Below are 14,311 nucleotides of genomic sequence, written 5' to 3'. Positions count from 1 at the left end.
CATGCGACAGCTCGTGGACATTTCGGTTCCGCTGCGGAGCGGGATCGCGTCCGACCCGCCCGGGCACCGGCCCTCGATCACCTACGTCGACCACCAGCAGTCGGTCCCGGACCTGCTCCGCTTCTTCCCGGGCGCGACGGCCGCCGATCTGCCCGACGGCGAAGGCTGGGCGATCGAGCGGATCGAGGCCACCACGCACACCGGCACCCACCTCGACGCCCCGTACCACTACGCGTCCACAATGGACGGAGGCCGCCGGGCCATGACGATCGACGAGGTGCCGCTGCACTGGTGCTTCCAGCAGGGAGTGAAGCTGGACTTCCGGAGCCTGCCCGACGGCCACGTCGTCACGCCCGCCGACATCGACGCGGAACTCGACCGGATCGGCCACCGGCTGCGCCCGCTCGACATCGTGGTGGTCAACACCCGGGCCGGCACCCGCTACGGCGAGGACGACTACGTCGATTCCGGCTGCGGAGTCGGCCGCGCCGCCACCCTGCACCTGCTCGAACAGGGGGTGCGGGTGACCGGAACCGACGCCTGGAGCTGGGACGCCCCGTTCCGGTTCACCGCCGAGCGCTACGCCCGCGACCACGACGCCTCGGTCATCTGGGAGGGCCACCGGGCCGGCCGCGAGATCGGCTACTGCCACCTCGAGAAGCTGCACAACCTGGAGAGCCTCCCGGTCACCGGGTTCCAGATCGCCTGCTTCCCGGTCAAGATCCACGCGGCGTCGGCAGGCTGGACCCGCGCGGTGGCGATCTTCGACGAGGAGACGGAATGAGAATCGGTTCCTTGTTCGTCGACGGCGTCCAGCGCTATGGCGTCGTCGACGGCGACCGCATCGATCTGCTGCCCGAGACCGCGGACGTCTTCGAGGTGCTCGCCGCCGGGGAGACCGGAGCGGCAGGCGAGCGGTCGGCCTGGGACGAAACCGCGTCGATCGCCGTCCCGGTGCCGGTCGCCAGCATCCGCGACTTCATCACCTTCGAACAGCACACGGCCGGCTCGCTCCGCGCGATCACCGGAACCAGCGAGGTCCCGGACGCCTGGTACGAAGCGCCCGCCTTCTACTTCACCAACCCGCACGCCGCGATCGGCTCCGGCGCCCCGGTCCCGATGCCGCCCGGGTGCGAAGTGCTGGACTTCGAACTCGAAGTCGCGGCCGTGATCGGCACGGCGGGTTTCAACCTGTCCGTCGCCGAGGCCGCGGACCACATCGCCGGGTTCACCATCCTCAACGACTGGTCGGCGCGCGACCTGCAGAGCCGCGAAATGCGCGTCGGGCTCGGACCGGCCAAGGGCAAGGACACCGCCACGACCCTCGGCCCGGTGCTGGTCACCCCGGACGAACTGGCCGACCGCGATGGCCGGTACGACCTCGCGATGGAGGTTTTCGTCAACGACACCCGCATCGGCGGCGACACGCTTGCCACCATGGCCTGGACGTTCGCCGAGCTGATCTCCTATGCCAGCCGGGGCACCTGGGTCCGGCCCGGGGACGTGCTCGGCTCCGGAACCTGCGGCAGCGGCTGCCTCGCCGAACTGTGGGGATGGCGCGGCGACCGGCAACCGCCGCCGCTGCGCATCGGCGACACCGTCCGCATGACCGTGGAAGGGATCGGCACCGTCCACAACACCGTGGTCGCCGGTCCGCCCCTGCACGACGTGCCCGCCGCCCGGCGCGGAAACCCGGCCTGAGGCGGGTCACTCGATCCGGTGGACTCGGATCCGGCGCCGGTGCCGCCTGACCAGCGGAATCGGCGAACGCCCCGGCTCGCGGGCGATCATGATGTCAGCAGGATTTCATTGCTCCTCCGTAGCTTTCCGAACACGTTCAGCAACATGCTGACCATTCGACGCGGAGGGGACCCGATGGGGAAGAAAACCAGGAGGATCGCGCTGATCGGCGCGGTCGTCGCCACGCTCGGCGCGGGATTCGCCAGCGCCACACCGGCGTACGCCGACGACGCGCACTACTACATCCTGATCGGCGGCACCTGCGACGGGAAGGCGTCGGTCTACCGTCCGGAGTGGCTGCAGGGCGGCATCGCGCGGGTCGTGGACTATCCCGCCGGGGCCGCCGGCGCGCCCAACTGCGACCAGACCCCGATGGACCAGAGCGTCGCGATCGGGCATGACCGCGGCCGCCAGGTCGTCCAGGACGCCTACCACGAGAACCCGAACGCCGAGTTCACCGTCGTCGGCTACTCCCAGGGCGCGATAGTGGCGAACCTGGTCCTCAACGACATCGCCGACGACCAGCTCGGCGTCGACAAGGCGAAGTTCAGCGCCAAGCTCTTCGCCGACCCGATGCAGCCGCCCGGCCCGGCCGGAACCGGGATCAGCGCGACGCTCCCGCCGGGCACCGGCCTGCCCTCGCCGTTCGGCGGATACGTGTCGTTCGGCGCGGGCCGCCCGGACTTCGCCGGCGTCCGCTCCATCCGCTACTGCATCCAGACCGACGGCATCTGCGATTTCGACCCGATCCAGGCGGCGGGCGGCTACTTCGCCCAGCACTGGTGCTATCAGTGGCCGCGCCCGGCCGACCAGCGGTCGATCATGCAGGACAGCATCGCCGACGGCGTCTACACCAACACGTCGGTGCGGCTGGGCAAACAGGACTGCTGGGGCGGTCCGGTCCATCCGTGACCGCGGCGGGTTTCCCGGCACCCCCAGGGAAGCCGGGAAACCCGCCCCGCTACGTCCTCATCGCTTCGCGCCGAACCATTGCAACAGGTGCTTCTCCAACTCGCGCTGATCCTCGCCGGTCCAGACCACATGACCGTCCGGACGCAGCAGCGCGGCGGGCACGTCGAGGTCCTCGCTCACGTCCACGACGCGGTCGACCCGGTCCGCCCAGCCTTCCGCCGACAGCTGCCCGTTCTGGTCCAGCAGCAGCCCCCGGCCCTGGTGCATCAGCTCGTACAGCCGTCCCCGCTTGAGCGCAAGGTCCGGCATCCGCCGCCCGAGCAGCGGATGCCCTTCGCCGAAGTCGTAGCGGATGTCGAGCGCGAGCACCTTCTCCAGCAGCAGCCGGTTGACCTCCTCGAAGGCCATCAGCTCGGTCAGCAGCCGGCGCATCGCGCGTCCGTCCGGATCCGGCGACATCACCACGCCCTGCGCGCGGACGTTGTCCAGCACCGCGTTCGCGACCGGATGCCGTTCGGCCTCGTAGGTGTCGAGCAGTCCTTCCGGAGCCCAGCCGTTGACCTCGGCGGCGAGTTTCCAGCCGAGGTTGAACGCGTCCTGGAGGCCGAGGTTGAGCCCCTGCCCGCCCAGCGGCGGGTGCACGTGCGCGGCGTCCCCGGCGAGCAGCACCCGGCCGACGCGGTAGTGCTCGGCCTGCCGGGTCGCGTCCCCGAACCGCGAGAGCCAACGAGGGGAGTGGACGCCGAAATCCGTTCCGGCGTACTCGCGCAGCTGCTGTTTGACTTCGTCCAGCGTCGGCGTCCGCTCCTCCCGGTCCTCGACCACCCCGGCCGCGGGCACGACCACGCGGAACATCCCGTCGCGCAGCGGCCCGACCCCGAACCACAGCTGCGTCTTGCGGATCTCCATCACCCGCGCGGTGATTTCGGCGGGATCCGCGGTCGCCTCCATCTCGCCCAGCAGCACTTGGCGACGCGCGGGCTCGCCCGGGAACGCGACGCCGAGCGCCTTGCGCACCGTGCTCCGCCCGCCGTCGCAGCCGACCAGATAGCGCGCCCGAAGTTCGCTGCCGTCGGCCAGCGAAACGCTCACCCCGTCGTCGTCCTGGCTCAGCCCGACGACTTCGCACCCGCGCCGGATCTCCGCGCCCGCCTCGACCGCGTGCTCGGCCAGCAACCGGTCGGTGATGGGCTGCGGAAGCCCCAGCACGTACGGATGCGACGTGTCCAGCCGCTCCGGCGCGGGCCGCGCGATCCCCGCGAAGAAACCCCCGGCCGGATGCGTCGACCCCTCGGCGAGGAACGGCTCCAGCATCCCGCGCTGGTCCAGGACCTCCATGCTGCGCGAGTGCATCCCCAGCGCGCGCACGTACTTCGGCGGTTCCGCGTCCTTTTCCAGCACGACCACGCGCACCCCGTGCAGCCGCAGCTCCGCGGCCAGCATGACGCCCGCCGGCCCGGCCCCCACCACGATCACGTCCACCATGAACTTTGCGTCCCCTGTACCGGAGCCGCTTCCCGCCCGCGGTATTTCCGCAGGCAGTGGCTCCGGCGGACGATTGTGGAGCACCACCCGGGCCTTGCCGCAAGCCCCGGGGTGCGCTATATGTTGAAGGGGACAGGGAGAAGTCCCTGCCCCCTTCTGTCCCCAGTGGACGTTCCTCAGCCCTCCTTGCGGGCCATCACGTACGCCTGATCCGTCGCCTCGTAGCTCGGGCCCGGCTTGCGCACCAGCCGCGCGTCCACCACGAAACCGGCGTCAGCGAGCAGCTGCGCGACGAAATCCGGATCCAGCCGGTACGCGTCCGCCGCGATGTCGTGGCCGTAGGCGTTTTCGATGCGGCGACGCTGGTTGTCGCCCACCTGGAACGCGGTCAGCAGCCAGCCGCCGGGCCGCAGCACCCGCGCGAGTTCCTTGGCCAGCACCGGAAGCTCCTCGGGCGGCGTGTGGATCAGCGAATACCACGCGAGCGCCCCGGCGAGCGAGCCGTCGGCGAGATCCAAAGCGGCGAGCGAGCCGACCTCGAAGCGCAGGCTCGGATGCGTCCGGCGGGCGACCTCGACCATCGTGGGGGACAGGTCGACGCCGAAGACGTCCAAGCCCAGCGACGCGAGGTACCCGGTGAGACGGCCGGGCCCGCAGCCCAGATCGCCCACCGGCCCCTCGCCGGTCAGCTCCGCGAACGCGCCCAGCATCGTCCGGTCCCACGTGCTCGACTCGAGGAAATCCTTCAGCAGTTCGGCGTACGACTCGGCGACGGTGTCGTACGCGGTCCGCGTCTCGGTTACGTAAACAGGTTCGGTCACGGGCAGCGACAGTAGCCCCCGCCGCCGCACCCCGTCCGGCGAAACACGCGGACTAGACGCGAGCGCGGGCGATGATCGCGGAAGTGTCGGTTCCAGCGGGCAAAGTACCGAAAGCCAGCCCCCAGTCGCCGCCGAACCGCGTGCCGCAGAACGCGTCCGCCACCGCGCGCGGCGCGTGCCGCACGAGCAGCGAACCCTGCAGCACCAACGCCATCGACTCGACGACCCGCCGCGCCCTGAACTCCAGATCGTCCACATCGGACAGATCCTTCTTGAGCCGGTCGACCGCGTCGTCGAGCCGCGCGTCCCCGCCCGCGGCCTGCTCGACCTCGGCGAAGAACGCGGCCACCGACTCCGGCTGCCGTCCCATCGCGCGCAACGCGTCCAGTGCCGCGACGTTGCCCGACCCCTCCCAGATCGACATCAGCGGGGCCTCCCGGTACAGCCGCGGCATGCCCGACTCCTCGACATACCCGTTGCCGCCAAAGCATTCCAGCGCCTCGGCCGCGTGCATCGGCGCCCGCTTGCACACCCAGTACTTGGTCACCGCGAGCCCGAGCCGCCGGAACGCCTGCTCCTGCTCGTCGTCGCGCCGGTCGCCCGCGGCCGCGAGCCGCATCGACGCCGCCACCGCCGCTTCCGCCTCGATCACCAGGTCCGCCAGCACGTTCGCCATCAACGGCTGGTCCACGAGCGCCTTGCCGAACGCGTACCGGTGCGTCGCGTGGTGCACCGCGCGGACCGCGCCCAGCCGCATCCCCGACGAACTGCCGAGCGCGCAGTCGAGCCGCGTGTTGTTGACCATCTCGATGATCGTGCGGACCCCGCGCCCCTCCTCGCCGACGAGCCAGCCCACCGCGTCGTCGTACTCGATCTCCGACGACGCGTTCGACCGGTTGCCGAGCTTGTCCTTCAAGCGCTGCAACCGGATCGGGTTCCGGCTGCCGTCCGGGAGCACCCGGGGGAGCAGGAAGCAGGACAGCCCGCCGGGCGCCTGCGCGAGCGTGAGGAACATGTCCGACATCGGCGCGCTGGTGAACCACTTGTGCCCGACCAGCCGATAGCTGCCGTCGCCCGCGGGCCGCGCCGCGGTGGTGTTGGCACGGACGTCCGAACCGCCCTGCTTCTCGGTCATCGACATGCCCGCGATCAGCCCGCGCTTCGTGCCCGGCTCGCGCAACCCGAAGTCGTACTCGGTCGACGCCAGCAACGGCTCGTACTTCTCGGTCAGCTCAGGATTGGCGCGCAACGCCGGAACCGCCGCGTACGTCATCGAAATCGGGCAGGTGTGCCCGGCCTCGGACTGGCTCCAGACATAGAACTTCGCCGCCCGCGCCGCGTGCGCCCCCGGCCGCTCGTCCCGCCACGGCGCGGCCTGCAGCCCGTGCGACACCGCGACGCTCATCAGGTCGTGCCAATGCGGATGGAACTCGACCTCGTCGATCCGGTGCCCGAACCGGTCGTGCGTGCGCAGCACCGGCTCGTTCTCGTTGACCAGCCGGCTCCACTCCTGCACCTGCTCACTGCCGGCGAGCCGCCCGAGCTCGTGCAGCTCGTCGACGACCCACGCCGCCTCGGTGCGCCCGACCGCCTCCGCCAGCGCCGGATCCGCGGCGGTGTCGTGCTCCAGCGGCGGAACCTGATTGACGACCTCATGCGTTGCGGGCATCCGAACCTCCCAGTGACCGCACGACAAACGTGCTCAACTCGCTGACCTCCGCCGACCCGCCGCTGGTCAGCGGACCGATCAACACCTCCGCCGCGGCGCCGACCAACGCCGCCGCACTGACCGCCGCGTCCTGCGCGGGCAACACCCCGGTCCGGACGCCTTCGGCGACATGCTCGGCGACGACGTCCCGGAACACCCGCCGGAACTCGAGCCGCTCCGCGTCGATCACCGCGTCCACCGGCTCGGCCAGCAAGGCATACGCCAGCCGCGGCGCCTTCAACGCCCGCAACGCGAACGTCTCGAACACCGCCACGACCCGAGCCACCGGATCGACCGGGCCCGTCGCCGCGGACCGCACGGCCTCGACCTCGCGCGAGACGACCTGCCGGAAGACCCGCACGACCAGATCGGCCTTGGTGGGGAAGTGGCGGTACACCGTGCCGACCGCGACCCCGGCCCGCTCAGCGACGGCGGCTACCGAACAACCGGAGTACCCGTGCTCGGCGAGCTGCTGCACTGTCGCGTCCAGGATGGTCTCCCGGAGCGCGTCGAGGCGCTCCTGGACTTTGGGCGTTCTGCGGTAGGCCACGGGAAGAAGTGAACCATCGATTCACAACTTGCGTCAACGGTCTCGGGTCGAGCGTCGCGGTCGGCTGCGCGGGAGAGGGGAGAGGTCTGCAGGGAGCACGACCTCGCCGGGGACCCCGAGCCGACCGTCAGGCTCGAACCACGAGGCCACCCGGCACAGCGACGATCCTGCCACCCCCGAACACCCGCCGGACCGGGCTTAATTCGCTTGCCCCGCCAGCACTTTCGCCGGGACCATGCCCGGCATGCGGTTCTCGATCAACATCCCGAACTTCGGCGACTTCGCCGATGCCCGGACCGTGGCGAGAGTGGCGGCAGCGGCCGAACAAGAAGGCTGGGACGCGCTGTTCCTCTGGGACCACGTGGTCCACGACAAGGAAATCCGCCGCGGCCAGCCGTTCGGCGATCCCTGGATGCTGCTGACCGCGGCCGCGCTCGCGACCTCCACGCTCAAGATCGGCACGCTCGTCACCGCGGTGCCCCGCCGCCGTCCCGAGCACCTCGCTCGCCAGGTCGCCACTCTCGACGCCCTCAGCGGCGGGCGCGTCATCTTCGGCGCCGGCCTCGGCGGACCGATCCAGGACGAGTTCGGCAGCTTCGGCGAACCCACCGACCCGGTCGTCCTTGCCGAACATCTCGACGAAAGCCTCGGCATCCTCGACCGCTACTGGTCCGGCAACCCCGTCGACCACGACGGCAAGCACTACCAGGTCCGCGACGTCACCCTCCGGCCCGCCACCGTCCAGCAACCGCGCCCGCCGGTCTGGCTGGCCGCCGTGTGGCCCAACCGCAAGCCCGTCCGCCGCGCCGCGCGCTGGGACGGCGTCGCCCCGCTGTTCAAAAACGCCACCCACGGCGTCGCCCCGGCCGCGGAAGACGTCCGCGACGTCGTGGCCTACGCCCGAAAACACGGCGCGGGGGAGACGTTCGAGTTCGTCGTCGGCGGCGCCTCCCCGGGCGACCCGGCCCGCGCCCGCGACCTGATCGCCCCGCTGGCCGAAGCCGGCGCGACCTGGTGGGACGAACGGCAGCTGATCACCACCAGCGACCTCGACCGCCTCGAACCCACCCTGCGCCGCATCAGCCAGGGCCCGCCAAGGGGCGTGGGCTAGACCTCAACCACCAGCACCCGGCTCAACCGCTCCGCCAACGGCCGCACCGACTCCGCCGACACCTCGCCGCCCAGCCCATCCGCCGGAAGGAAACGCACGGTCGTCCCGGTCGTCCCGGTCGTCCCGTCCGACGGCACCGCAACCAGCTCGTCCGCCGGAACGCCGTCGCGATACCGCTGCGTCCACGCGCCCTCGGCCCGCCGGTTCGTGTGCACCAACCACGCGCTCAACGCCGCGACCACCGACATCCCGTACCGCGGATGCCCGTCCGGGAGGGGAGTGGCGGGCGGAGAATCGAAGTACCGGAAGTCTTTCGTCGCCATCACCGGCTTCCGCACCGGCCGCCCGTCATCGCCCGCCGCCATCTGCGTCCCGCGCCCGTCGTCCGAAACGGAAACCGAACCGTCCGGGTGAAATTCGACGACCGCCCGGCCCGCACCGCGATCTTCCGCCTCGTCCGCGGCGTAAGCGAGCACCTCCAGGATCAGATGACACATTCCGGTCGGCGCGTACCGCACTGGATTGTCCCGGATCAACCGCAAGTGGTCAGGATCGTGATCACGGGACCAGTCGTGCGTCGTCGGCTCAGGCAGCGGCATCCTCCCATCCTGCCACCGGACGCTTGACCTGGTCCGCGCTCCAGCACATACGTTCGCCGCCATGACCACAACACTCATCACCGGTGCCACCAAAGGACTCGGCTACGAAACCGCCCGCCGCTTGGTCGCTGCCGGACACACCGTCTACCTCGGCGCCCGCGACGCTGCCCGCGGCGAACGAGCCGCGGAAGAACTCGGCGCACGAACCGTCCAGCTCGACGTCACCGACGAAGCATCGGTCCTCGCCGCAGCGAAAACCATCGAGGCAGACGGGGGACTGGACGTTCTCGTCAACAACGCAGGCATCGCCGTCGAACTGAAGAGCGATGGGGAATCGGTCGGAGCAGCGGAAACCACGGCCGACCTGATGCGGGAAACGTTCGAGACCAACGTCTTCGGCGTCGTGCGGGTGTTGCACGCGTTTCTGCCGCTTCTGCAACTATCGTCCGCGCCGGTGGTGGTGAACGTCAGCAGCGCGCTCGGATCGCTGGGCAGGATGACGGACGAGGCAACGCACCAGTACGCGTACCCCGGCGTCGCATACCCGGCATCGAAGGCCGCGGTGAACATGGTGACCGTCCAGTACGCCAAGGCGTTTCCCGGGATCCGCATCAACGCCGTCGAGCCTGGCTACACGCAGACGGACATCAACGGACGCCGCGGAGGACAGTCGGTCGAGCAAGGTGCGGAGATCATCGTCCGGATGGCGCAGATCGGCACCAGCGGACCGACCGGCACCTACACGGACATCAACGGCCCGCTGGTGTGGTGAGCGCGTACGGGCGGGCGAGTGCCGTCTCACCGCTTACTTGACATAATGTACATTATCGGCGTTTCGCTGACCTGCAGATGAGCAGGTTGAGGAGAGGTTTCCTGAGGGCTCTGATGCGCTCGTACGACTTGTCCCTGCACGCACCGACGCGGCGCTCGGGAGCTCGTTGGCTCAGCGACCTCCTCGGCGCACGTCGTTGACGGAGCTCTCTGGCCAGACCTGAGGCGAGTCCGCCGGAGGGCAACCCGAGATCCCCGACGGGAACAGCCGTCCCAGTCGTGCTTAATTCGTCACCGTGACGAATTAAGCACGACTGGCAGGACATTGAGGTTGGAGCACAACAACTTTTCCGAACCCGCTGACGCTGGCTCAGGCAGCCGGAAGATCCACTCGACCAGATGAACGCATCGTGGATCCAGTCCGACGTCAGACTCAGCCAAGCCGCTGAAGTCAGCCTCAACAGCGAGATTCTGGAGCACACAGGGCGCTCCAGGAGTCGAACGGGACGATCGGAAAGTGCTGTCCCCCAAGGGGATTCAGCCCCTTCTCAAGCCCGGCAGAACCCCTCCCGCAGCCATGTTTCATGCATAATCGCTATTATGCATCATATATCAGACAACGGGTAGCGTCGAAATTGTCGGTGCTGTGCGGTACAAGATCACTATGCTCGTTTCCGAGGCACAGCAAGCGTTCTTCGCGGCACGGCGGCCGCGCAAGGACTCGCCGCACACCACTGCCGCCTATCGGCGGGACCTCGCCGGGATCACCGCTCTCCTGCTGGCGGAGCTGGGGCGCGACGAGGTGGACGTCGAAGAGCTGACAGCGCCGGTGCTGCGTGCTGCTTTCGGCGCGTTTGCCGATAATCACGCGAAAAGCTCGGTGCTGCGGGCGTGGTCGACGTGGAATCAGTTCCTCACCTTCTGCGTCTCGGACGGACTGCTCCCCGGCAATCCCATGGGAGCGGTCGCGCGGCCCAAGACTCCCCCGCTCACGCCGAAACCGTTGCGGGGCGAGGAAACTCCCGAGCAGCTGCTCACCGCGGCGGCCGACGGTGCCCGGCGCGCGCGGGATCCTTGGCCGGAGAGGGACGTGCTGGTCCTGGCGTTGGGGCTGGTCGCGGGCCTGCGAGCAGCGGAAATGCGTGCGCTCACGCCGCGGTCGGTGGTCGGGCGAGATGGCGAACTGCGGTTGCACGTCCACGGCAAGGGCAGCCGGGACCGGTCGATCCCGGTGCAACCGGCGATGGCGAAACTGATCGAGGACTATCAGGCTTCGTGCCGCCGGCGGTTCACCCGGCAACGATTCCCGGCGAGCGAGCCGCTGCTGCGGGACCGGGCGGGCGAACCGATCGGCCGCGGTGCGCTCGAGTACCTGGTGAAGTCGTGCTACCGATGGGCGGGCCTGCATGACAGGGTGCCGACGGGCGCGAATCTGCACGCTCTGCGGCACACCTTCGCCACGCGGCTGGCCGAAGACGGTGCCACCGCGTCGGAGATCATGTCGTTGCTGGGGCACGCGAGCTTGGCGACGAGCCAGAACTACATCGAAGCGACCGGACGCGAACAGCGAGCGGCCGCCGCGAGCAACCGGACCTATCGGGCGCTCAACGGATTGGCTCGGGACGATGCTCCGCAAGAAGGCACTGTGCGGGAGGCCGATGTGATTGCATGAGCGCGTGACTGACGAACCCTCGCGCGTCGTGCGCGCCAGCCGTGAGATCGAGGCCCCCGCCGAGCGGATTTTCGAGCTGATCGCCGACCCCTCGCAGCAGCCGAGCTGGGACGGCAACGACAACCTGGCCGAGTCGAAGCCGGGCCAGCGCGTCCACGCGGTCGGCGACGTGTTCGCCACGACGCTCACGAACGGCTGGGTCCGGGAGAACCACGTCGTGGAGTTCGAGGAGGCGCGCCGGGTGGCGTGGCGTCCGTCGGAACCGGGCAAGCAGCCCCCAGGGCATCTGTGGCGCTGGGAACTGAACCCGCTCGGCGAGACGCGTACGGAGGTGACGCACACCTACGACTGGTCGAACCTCGACCCGGACGACGCGATGCGGAACGCCCGCGCCCGCACCATTACGGCGGAGAAGCTGGCGGCGTCGCTGGAGAACCTGGCGAAAGCAGCAGAACTTCCGCAGTCGTAGCTCGGGCCTCGGGCAGGCGCGGGGTCCCCTCGGAGGTAGCGGCGCGAAGGATGCGGTGATGCGCCGAGGTGGACCCGCGCGCTGGCTTGCGCCCGCGGTGCGGGGGAATTGGCTGCCGCTCCCCTGTGTCTGGCACGCCTGAACCACGGCTCCGCTCACACGGCTCGACTGTCCGGCCGGGAGTCGAGGAACGGCAGGTCCGTCCGGTGCGCCGGAAACCAGCGCACCGGACGGAGCGGAGACAAACACGCTCGGAAGCGGGTTTACGTCCGAAGGATGGCCTGACACGCGTCGGTGATGGCTGCGTTCTGGGCTGATCGAGCGCGTCCGGCCGCGGCCGCACCCCGCGGAAAGTCCTTGCGCTTGATCTTCGCCCTCCGCCCGTCCGGGTGGTGGAACACGATCCCCTCCGCGAGGTGTCCCGGCGAGAATTTGCTGTCCAAAGTGGTCAGGAACTCGCGCAGTCCCTGGTAGCTGCGCGGGACGTCGAGCACCGTGGGCGCTTGGAAGTCGAACGGCACGCACAGGTGGTCCGGCAGCGCCAGCGGGTTGCCCTGGATGCGCGGTCCGAGCGCCTCGCACGGGTGCTCGCCGTCCGGCCATTGCGAGACGTCGGTGTTCCCGGCCGCGGCGAGGATCCACTTGTCGTCGGCGGACGTTTCGTCGGTGTCGACGTACCAGCCGTCGACGATTCCTTGCTGTTTTTGGGCTTTGGTGGGGTTGCGGCGCTTTTCGACGCGGACGAGGAGGCCGGAGCGGACGGTCAGGCGGACGTTGGTGCCGTCGAGTTTCTCGGTCCCCACTCCGGCTCCGTCGAAGACCCACGCGCATTCGGCGCGGGGCCGGTCGACCACCTGGAAACGCTCGTCGCGTTCGAAGAGCGTGGGGATTTTCTCCATGACTTGGTTGCCTCTCCTGATGTGCCCCAGTAGTTCCTCATGGCTGATGACGCCCTCGGCCAGTCCGCTCGCCAGCGACCGGACGAGGTCTGCCACTGACACGTCCGCTTCGACGGCGACGTGTTTCAGTGCCTTCTTCTCCTCCGGGGAGATCCAGGCGACGAGGCGCGACCAGCCTTCCGGGGGCGTCCAGCGGGCCGGGGCCGCGGGGTTTTTGCGGGGCCTGCCTCGCCCTCGGGGTTCGTCCATGGCGGGAACGCTAGAGCACCGGCGGAACTTGTGTCAATTGGCATAACAGAAAATAGGCAGCAGGTCAGGAGGCACTTTTCAGCGCAAGAACAAGATCAGCGGAGCTGTTCGAGATCCTTCGCCGCCGCGGCGATGTCCTCCGCGAGCTGCCGCAGCTCGCCCGCTGACGCGCCGTCTTGAGCAGCCGTCACGATGTCCTCCGCGGCGCAGCGCAGCTGGAAGAGGCGGTCCTGCAGGGCGGCGATCTCGGTGTCCGACAGCACGACGGCGTCCTCGGGCAGGCCGCTGCGCTGCAGGGCGGTACGGCGTTCGTAGGCGCGCTGGCGGCAGGACTGCCCGCAGTAGCGCCTGCGGCGTCCGACGTTGCCTGCTTCGGGCAGGCGGCGTCCGCACCAGCCGCAGTGTTTCGGGGCGTTCGTGCGGCGCGGCACGACGCGTTCGTCGCCGGTCAGGGCGTGTTCGGCCAGTTCCCTCACCCGCCGGACTCTAGCTGTCCATCACGTTCTCACGACGGGGCCACACCGATGGCGCAGACTGGAACCATGCGCCCACCGTTTCCGTACCTCGCCGACTCGCTCCCCCGCGCCTTCGCCCACCGCGGCTGGCACATCGGCGACCTCGAGGGGCTGGAGAACTCGCTGCCGGCGTTCCAGCGCGCGGCCGCCGAGGGGTACCGCTATCTCGAGACCGACGTGCACGCCACGTCGGACGGGGTGGTGGTCGTCCATCACGACGCGACGCTCGACCGCACGACCGACGGGCGCGGGGCGATCGCGACCCAGACGTGGGCGCAGCTCAAGGACGTCAAGATCGACGGCCGGGCGCCGTTGTCGCGGCTGGAGGATCTCCTCGAAGAGCTGCCGGAGGCGTTTTTCAACATCGACGTGAAGGCCGACAGCGCGGTGGTCCCGTTCGTGCGGACGCTGCAGCGGACCGGTGCGGTCGGGCGGGTCGCGGCGGCGTCCTTTTCGGACTCCCGGCTGGCTCGGCTGCGGCGGCTGGCCGGGCCGGAGCTGCTGACCGCGATGGGGCCGCGGTCGGCGTTCCTGCTGTGGGCGAACGGCTGGGTGCCGCTGCTGCAGATCAGCCGGTTCTCGGCGGGCTGGCTCGCGCAGGTCCCGGTGCGGCAGGGGCCGTTGAAGGTGGTCGACGAAGCGTTCGTGAAGTCGGCGGTGCGGCGCGGGTTCGAGGTGCACACGTGGACGATCGACGACGTGGACGAGATGCGGACGCTGCTGGACCTCGGCGTGCACGGGATCGTCACCGATCGGCCGGATCTGCTGCGCGAGGTGCTGCGGGAGCGGGGTGCGTGGAAGTAGCGGACA

General features: G+C 69.7%; 15 protein-coding genes. 8 read left to right on the top strand and 7 right to left on the bottom strand.

The window, feature by feature from the left end:
* Position 1 precedes the first annotated feature (1 nt).
* The 3 genes from EIZ44_RS09495 to EIZ44_RS09485 all read left to right on the top strand — a co-directional run bounded on the left by EIZ44_RS09495 (position 2) and on the right by EIZ44_RS09485 (position 2,652).
* Positions 2 to 784 (top strand): cyclase family protein, encoded by a 783-nt coding sequence (locus EIZ44_RS09495; protein WP_134728308.1) that lies wholly within the window; start codon positions 2 to 4, stop codon positions 782 to 784.
* Positions 781 to 1,701, top strand: a complete 921-nt coding sequence (locus tag EIZ44_RS09490) for a fumarylacetoacetate hydrolase family protein (protein ID WP_134728307.1) — start codon at positions 781 to 783, stop codon at positions 1,699 to 1,701. Before EIZ44_RS09495 ends, EIZ44_RS09490 begins: the two co-directional genes overlap by 4 nt.
* Before the next feature lie 174 nt (positions 1,702 to 1,875).
* Positions 1,876 to 2,652, top strand: coding sequence for a PE-PPE domain-containing protein (locus tag EIZ44_RS09485; RefSeq protein ID WP_205673090.1), 777 nt, complete (start codon positions 1,876 to 1,878; stop codon positions 2,650 to 2,652).
* Between the two features lie 57 nt (positions 2,653 to 2,709).
* On the opposite strand, the gene rox is transcribed toward EIZ44_RS09485, so the two are convergent.
* The 4 genes from rox to EIZ44_RS09465 all read right to left on the bottom strand — a co-directional run bounded on the left by rox (position 2,710) and on the right by EIZ44_RS09465 (position 7,216).
* Positions 2,710 to 4,137, bottom strand: coding sequence for a rifampin monooxygenase (gene rox / locus EIZ44_RS09480; protein WP_134728305.1), 1,428 nt, complete (start codon positions 4,135 to 4,137; stop codon positions 2,710 to 2,712).
* 176 nt (positions 4,138 to 4,313) lie between these two features.
* Entirely contained in the window at positions 4,314 to 4,958 is a 645-nt protein-coding gene (locus EIZ44_RS09475) for a class I SAM-dependent DNA methyltransferase (RefSeq protein WP_134728304.1), read from the bottom strand.
* Positions 4,959 to 5,010: 52 nt separating this feature from the next.
* Positions 5,011 to 6,627 (bottom strand): acyl-CoA dehydrogenase family protein, encoded by a 1,617-nt coding sequence (locus tag EIZ44_RS09470; RefSeq protein ID WP_134662720.1) that lies wholly within the window; start codon positions 6,625 to 6,627, stop codon positions 5,011 to 5,013.
* A complete protein-coding gene (locus EIZ44_RS09465) occupies positions 6,611 to 7,216 on the bottom strand; it encodes a TetR/AcrR family transcriptional regulator (RefSeq protein WP_134728303.1) in 606 nt (201 codons plus the stop codon). Before EIZ44_RS09465 ends, EIZ44_RS09470 begins: the two co-directional genes overlap by 17 nt.
* 244 nt (positions 7,217 to 7,460) lie before the next feature.
* Here EIZ44_RS09465 and EIZ44_RS09460 point away from each other — a divergent pair, with 244 nt between their 5' ends.
* The gene (locus EIZ44_RS09460) at positions 7,461 to 8,327 is read left to right on the top strand and encodes an LLM class flavin-dependent oxidoreductase (RefSeq protein WP_134728302.1); all 867 of its coding nucleotides are present in this window, start codon (positions 7,461 to 7,463) and stop codon (positions 8,325 to 8,327) included.
* Here EIZ44_RS09460 and EIZ44_RS09455 read toward each other — a convergent pair.
* Entirely contained in the window at positions 8,324 to 8,926 is a 603-nt protein-coding gene (locus EIZ44_RS09455) for a hypothetical protein (RefSeq protein WP_205673089.1), read from the bottom strand. The two genes, EIZ44_RS09460 and EIZ44_RS09455, sit on opposite strands and share 4 nt — an antisense overlap.
* A 61-nt stretch (positions 8,927 to 8,987) precedes the next feature.
* On the opposite strand from EIZ44_RS09455, the gene EIZ44_RS09450 reads away from it, so the two are divergent.
* The 3 genes from EIZ44_RS09450 to EIZ44_RS09440 all read left to right on the top strand — a co-directional run bounded on the left by EIZ44_RS09450 (position 8,988) and on the right by EIZ44_RS09440 (position 11,838).
* Positions 8,988 to 9,698 carry an SDR family NAD(P)-dependent oxidoreductase gene (locus EIZ44_RS09450; protein WP_134728301.1) on the top strand — a complete coding sequence of 237 codons (711 nt, stop codon included), beginning with the start codon at positions 8,988 to 8,990 and terminating at the stop codon, positions 9,696 to 9,698.
* Between the two features lie 645 nt (positions 9,699 to 10,343).
* Positions 10,344 to 11,369 (top strand): tyrosine-type recombinase/integrase, encoded by a 1,026-nt coding sequence (locus EIZ44_RS09445; protein ID WP_134728300.1) that lies wholly within the window; start codon positions 10,344 to 10,346, stop codon positions 11,367 to 11,369.
* A 4-nt stretch (positions 11,370 to 11,373) separates the two neighbouring features.
* Positions 11,374 to 11,838, top strand: a complete 465-nt coding sequence (locus EIZ44_RS09440) for an SRPBCC family protein (protein ID WP_205673088.1) — start codon at positions 11,374 to 11,376, stop codon at positions 11,836 to 11,838.
* 263 nt (positions 11,839 to 12,101) lie between these two features.
* Here EIZ44_RS09440 and EIZ44_RS09435 read toward each other — a convergent pair whose 3' ends face one another.
* Positions 12,102 to 12,986, bottom strand: a complete 885-nt coding sequence (locus EIZ44_RS09435) for a DNA ligase-like domain-containing protein (protein ID WP_240691257.1) — start codon at positions 12,984 to 12,986, stop codon at positions 12,102 to 12,104.
* A 95-nt stretch (positions 12,987 to 13,081) separates the two neighbouring features.
* The gene (locus EIZ44_RS09430) at positions 13,082 to 13,462 is read right to left on the bottom strand and encodes a hypothetical protein (protein ID WP_051173084.1); all 381 of its coding nucleotides are present in this window, start codon (positions 13,460 to 13,462) and stop codon (positions 13,082 to 13,084) included.
* Positions 13,463 to 13,528: 66 nt separating this feature from the next.
* Between EIZ44_RS09430 and EIZ44_RS09425 the strand changes: the two genes are divergently transcribed.
* Positions 13,529 to 14,305, top strand: coding sequence for a glycerophosphodiester phosphodiesterase family protein (locus EIZ44_RS09425; protein WP_134728298.1), 777 nt, complete (start codon positions 13,529 to 13,531; stop codon positions 14,303 to 14,305).
* Positions 14,306 to 14,311 lie beyond the last annotated feature (6 nt).

Source organism: Amycolatopsis nivea, assembly GCF_004522235.1.
Lineage (GTDB): Bacteria > Actinomycetota > Actinomycetes > Mycobacteriales > Pseudonocardiaceae > Amycolatopsis > Amycolatopsis nivea.
The sequence above is the reverse complement of the archived record's forward strand: the minus strand, read 5'-3'. Positions and strand labels throughout refer to the sequence as shown.